General features: G+C 64.5%; 5 protein-coding genes. 3 read left to right on the forward strand and 2 right to left on the reverse strand.

The genetic code is table 11. The features are described 5' to 3' along the window. Positions 1 to 79: 79 nt before the first annotated feature. A complete protein-coding gene (locus AWB68_RS42680) occupies positions 80 to 1123 on the forward strand; it encodes a substrate-binding domain-containing protein (RefSeq protein ID WP_087650138.1) in 1044 nt (347 codons plus the stop codon). On the opposite strand, the gene nadE is transcribed toward AWB68_RS42680, so the two are convergent. Beyond that, the gene (gene nadE, locus AWB68_RS42685; RefSeq protein WP_087650139.1) at positions 1114 to 1965 is read right to left on the reverse strand and encodes an NAD(+) synthase; all 852 of its coding nucleotides are present in this window, start codon (positions 1963 to 1965) and stop codon (positions 1114 to 1116) included. The two genes, AWB68_RS42680 and nadE, sit on opposite strands and share 10 nt — an antisense overlap. Before the next feature lie 68 nt (positions 1966 to 2033). Then, positions 2034 to 2252, reverse strand: a complete 219-nt coding sequence (locus AWB68_RS42690) for a hypothetical protein (protein ID WP_087650140.1) — start codon at positions 2250 to 2252, stop codon at positions 2034 to 2036. 188 nt (positions 2253 to 2440) lie between these two features. On the opposite strand from AWB68_RS42690, the gene AWB68_RS42695 reads away from it, so the two are divergent. Both AWB68_RS42695 and AWB68_RS42700 read left to right on the forward strand, forming a co-directional pair. Beyond that, entirely contained in the window at positions 2441 to 3178 is a 738-nt protein-coding gene (locus tag AWB68_RS42695; RefSeq protein WP_087650141.1) for a DUF899 family protein, read from the forward strand. A 95-nt stretch (positions 3179 to 3273) separates the two neighbouring features. Next, the gene (locus AWB68_RS42700; RefSeq protein ID WP_087650142.1) at positions 3274 to 4206 is read left to right on the forward strand and encodes an IclR family transcriptional regulator; all 933 of its coding nucleotides are present in this window, start codon (positions 3274 to 3276) and stop codon (positions 4204 to 4206) included. Positions 4207 to 4891 lie beyond the last annotated feature (685 nt).

Here is a 4891-nt window from a genome sequence, read left to right on the forward strand (position 1 = left end):
ACCCCAACCCCACCCCCAAGCGCCAGCGACGAACCCCGGTACAATGACCCCCACCCCCGCAGCCCCGCGATGCCCGCCCATGACATGCCTTCTTCGCCGCCGCATGCTCGCAGCGTCCGCCATCGCGTTGATGGGCCTCGGCCGGGCACCGACCGCGAGCGCCCTCGCAGACCGCAAATTCGACATCGCCCTCGTGATGAAGTCGCTCGACGACCCGTTCGTCAAGGCGATGGCCGAAGGGGCGAAGAACTACCAGCGACACTACGCGTCGCAACTCGACCTCACGATGAACGGCACCGCGACGGAAACCGATACCGCCGGCCAGATCCACCTCGTCGAAGACCTGATCACCGCGAGGGTCAACGCAATCGTCATCGCGCCGACGGATTCAAAGGCGCTGGTGCCGGTGGCCGCGAAGGCGATCGCCGCGGGCATCATCGTGATCGCCATCGACAATCCACTGGACGATGCCGCCGAAGACGCGGCGAATGTCTCCGTTCCGTTCGTCGGTCCCGACAGCCGCAGGGGCGCGAGGCTCGTCGGCCAGTACCTCGCGCAGCGCCTGAAACCGCGCGATGAAGTCGCGATCATCGAAGGCGTGGCGGCGGACCGCAATGCGCAGGAACGCACGGCCGGCTTCCGCGAGGCAATGGAGGCCGCCGGCGCACGGATCGTCGCCGTGCAGACGGGCGACTGGAGTATCGACAGTGGCAAGGCGCTGGCGTCCACGATCCTTGCCGTACATCCGGGAATACGCGGGCTGCTTTGCGGCAACGACAATCTCGCGATCGGCGCGGCCGGCGCGGTGCGCGCGATGGTCGGGAGCGGGCGGGTCTACGTGACCGGCTACAACAACATCGACGCGATCAGGCCGATGCTCGCGGACGGGCGGATATTGGCGACGGTCGAGCAGTTTGCCGGCAAGCAGGCCGTGTTCGGCATCGATGTGGCATTGAAGGCGCTGATCGAAGGCCGCAAGCAGCAGGACTTGTCGCCGTACATCGAGACGCCCGTGCAACTCGTGACGAAGGAGACCGGGCGGACGCTGCAAATGGGCGCGGACCGTGCATCCGGCACGCTCCGCTTGGCGATGGATCGCGCGAACGCCGCCGTTCAATCGTAAAGCGTTACCGGCAGCGCGCGCTTGTGACGCGTTGCGTCGTAGAACCGATAGATCGTCGTGTAGACCTCGTCGCTGACGGGCTTGCCTTCGAGGAAATCGTCGATGTCTTCGTAGGAGATGCCGTAGCTGTCCTCGTCGGGCTTGAGCGGCGTCAGCGATTCGAGGTCGGCCGTCGGTATCTTGCGCCAGATCGCCTCGTCCGCGCCGAGGTGCGCGGCAAGCGCGCGCACGCGGCGCTTGTTCAGGCCGAAGAGCGGCAGCAAGTCCGCGCCGCCATCGCCGAACTTCGTAAAGAAACCCATCACCGATTCAGCGGCGTGATCGGTGCCGATCACCAGGCCACGCCGGGCCGCCGCCGCCGCGTATTGCGCGATCATCCGCTGGCGCGCCTTGATGTTGCCGAGCACGAAGTCCTGATGCGCTTCGTTGGTGAAGGTGAAGCCGTCGCGCATCAGCGAGGCGAGCATGCCGTCCGCCGCCGGCTTCACGTTGACGACGAGCGTCTCGTCCGGCTGGATGAATCCGAGCGCACGCTGCGCGTCGCTTTCGTCGCGCTGCTCGCCGTAGGGCAGGCGCATCGCAATGAAGCGCGCCTCGCGGCCGGCGGCGCGCAGGCGCTCGACCGCGAGCTGCGCGAGCCGGCCCGCCGTGCTCGAATCGACGCCGCCGCTGATGCCGAGCACATACGTCCTCAGGTTTTGCGACGCGAGATAGTCCGCGAGGAAGCGGACGCGCCGCTCGCGCTCGGCGTCGGCGTCGAAATCGGCGGCGACGTGCAGTTCTTCGATGATCGCGCGTTGCCGGGCGACGTTGTCAGGTGGAATCGACGAATCGTGAGTCATGGGCTCCGCCTTTTTATGTTTGGTTTGCGTTTCGTTGTGTCGAGGGCTGCCCGCCGACTCCCTCTCCCCTAATCCCAGAAATTACGAAACGCCGCAGCCGCGATCACTGGCACACAGATAACCAGCGGGATCGCAAAATAAGGCACTTCCATATCGACGATCCACGTATAGACGAGCCAGCCGATTCCGGCGCAAAGCGTGACGATGCCGATGAGCGCGGTCAGCACGTTAAGCATCACGGGGGACGGTCGCGAGCGCGGCCGTTCGTCGGCGGAGGGCGGTTTCATCGGAATCGAAGCATCTCGAGGCTGGCGTTGGATCAGCAAATTCTACTCCCGGGCGGTGTGTTTTCCCGAGTCGAGCGCGTTCGGCCAAATCGAAATATCCTGCATCGGACATGTCGATATTCCGGGGCGCCGGTCGTCGTGGATGAAGGGCGATATCGCGCCCCCCATCCCGGACAAGGAGACGATCCATGCCTTCCGCAGACCCATCCACGCAGCCACTGAAATCCGCCGAGGAACTCGCGCAGTCACGCCGGCGCTTCCCCGGTGAGAGCCCGCAATACCGCGCCGCGCGCAATGCGCTGCTCAAGGAGGAAATCGAACTGCGCCGCCACATCGAAAGGGTCGCCGCGCAGCGCCGCGCGCTGCCGCCCGGCGGCGAGATACCGGAGGACTACCGGTTCGAAAGCGAATCCGGCCCGGCGACGCTTTCGCAGATGTTCGGCGAGCACGACACCCTCGTCACCTACAACTGGATGTTCGGTCCGAAGCGCCAGCGGTCGTGTCCGATGTGCACGTCGTTCCTGAGCGCGCTCGACGGCGAGATGGCCGACATCCTGCAGCGCGTGGCTTTCGCGGTGATCGCCCGGTCGCCGGTCGAGCGTCTGACGGCGTTCAAGCGCGAACGCGGCTGGCGGCACCTGCGGCTTTATTCGTCGGGCGGGAACACCTTCAACCGCGACTACGCCGACGAAGACCCCGACAGCGGCGACAACGCCGGCTTCAACGTATTCGTGCGGTCGAACGGCATCGTGCGTCATTTCTGGGGCGACGAGATGGGCCCCGAAACGGCCGATCCGGGCCAGGACCCGCGCGGGGCACCGGACGCCATGCCGTTATGGACCGTGCTCGACATGACGCCGGGCGGGCGCGGCACGGACTGGTATCCGAAACTGGAGTACGGCGCTCAGTCGAAGACCGGCACGTGACACACAGGAGGCACACGCAAAGCTGCATGCGCTGACTCGCCCCTGCCGCCGCGCTATGATTCGGCTAATCAATCGATCGAAACCGACAGCCGGCCATGCCAAAGCAAGACAAGCAAGCGGGGAAAGAGGGGAAAGAGGAGACCCGCGTCCTGGACGCGGCGCCCGACGACGCATCCGATGATGACGCCGGCGCGTCCGCATCAACCTATCTCGTGCCGGGGCTCGAGCGCGGCTTGCGTATCCTCGCGGAGTTCTCGGCGCGTGAGCCGGTGCTCGGTGCGCCTGAGTTGTCGAAGCGCATCGGCATTCCGCGCACGACGACGTTCCGCTTGCTGCAAACACTGGAGGCGCTCGGGTTTCTCGAACGCGTGAACGGCGACCGCAACTTTCGCCTGGGCGTCGCGGTGTTGCGGCTCGGCTTCGAGTATCTGAGTTCGCTCGAACTCACCGATTTCGGCACGCCGGTCCTGGAACGCCTGCGCGCGGCGACCGGCTTCACGACGCACCTGCTGATCCGCGATCAGCGCGATGTCGTGTTCGTCGCGAAGGCACAAAGCCACGAGCCGATGTTCAGTTCGGTGAAGGTGCATGTCGGCACGCGCCTGCCGGCGCACGCGACCGTTCACGGCCATGTGCTGATGGGCGACCTGACGCTTGCTGCCTTGCGCCAGCTCTATCCCGAAGAGAAGCTCGAACAGTTCACGGAGCGCACGCCTGCCACCGTCGAGGAACTCGACGAACGGGTGCGCGAATGTGCGGCGCTCGGTTTCGGCTTGAGCGAAGCGTCGTTCGAACGCGGCATTTCGGTGGTGACGGCGCCGGTGCGCGATCGCTCGGGCGCGATCGTCGCGGCGATCACGGCGACCGTGCCGCGCTCGGAGATCGGTGCATCGCCGGGTGAAAAGAACCGGCTCATCGAAGAGGTGTGTGGCGCTGCGCTCGAACTTGCGACGCGCCTGAACTATCGCCCGTCCGTTGATGATCCCACTGCCGTGGTGGCGCGCCGCAGGGCGGCTACCGCGGGATGAAGAGGTCGCTGGCGCTTGGGTTGGGGTTGGGGTTGGGTTACACCGTCTGATGCGCTTGTGTTCCTATGGAACTTGTTTTCTTAGCGGTTTATTAGCTCTGCCCCTGTCCGGGGCGGGACTTACTTTCTTTGCTGCTGCAAAGAAAGTAAGCAAAGAAAGCAGCTTTCCACCGCCAATGCTTGCCATGCGCCGCTAGCCCGTTCTCTCGGATTGGTCCAACCGGGGGAGTGTCGTTAGCGGGGTTTCCCCGTTGTTGGCATGTAGAAAAGGCGCGCGCGTCGCACCGCCATACGAAGTGGATCAGCAGTCATTCATCCGTCTTGGCACTTCGTGCCCGACGACAGGTTCTCTAAGCGGTGAATTGAAGCATGCAGCAGGCACGAACGTAGGATGTAGATATAGCGGTAGCGATGGGTGTTGGTTTTGCCTGACGGGTGAGCGCGTAGCGCGAGGCTGGATGAATGACTGCTGGTCCACTTCGTATAGCGGTGCGATGCCCGTGCCTCTTCTACATGCCAACAACGATGAAACCCCGCTAACGACACTCCCCCGGTTGGACCACTCCGAGGGGACGGGCTAGCGGCGCATGGCAAGGATTGGCGTTGGAAAGCGGCGAATTCAACCGGTCGACGCAACACCCAACGTTTCCGCCAGCTTTTCAGCTGGGTTCATAAATTGCAATGTC

It is taken from the genome of Caballeronia choica (genome assembly GCF_001544535.1).
Lineage (GTDB): Bacteria > Pseudomonadota > Gammaproteobacteria > Burkholderiales > Burkholderiaceae > Caballeronia > Caballeronia choica.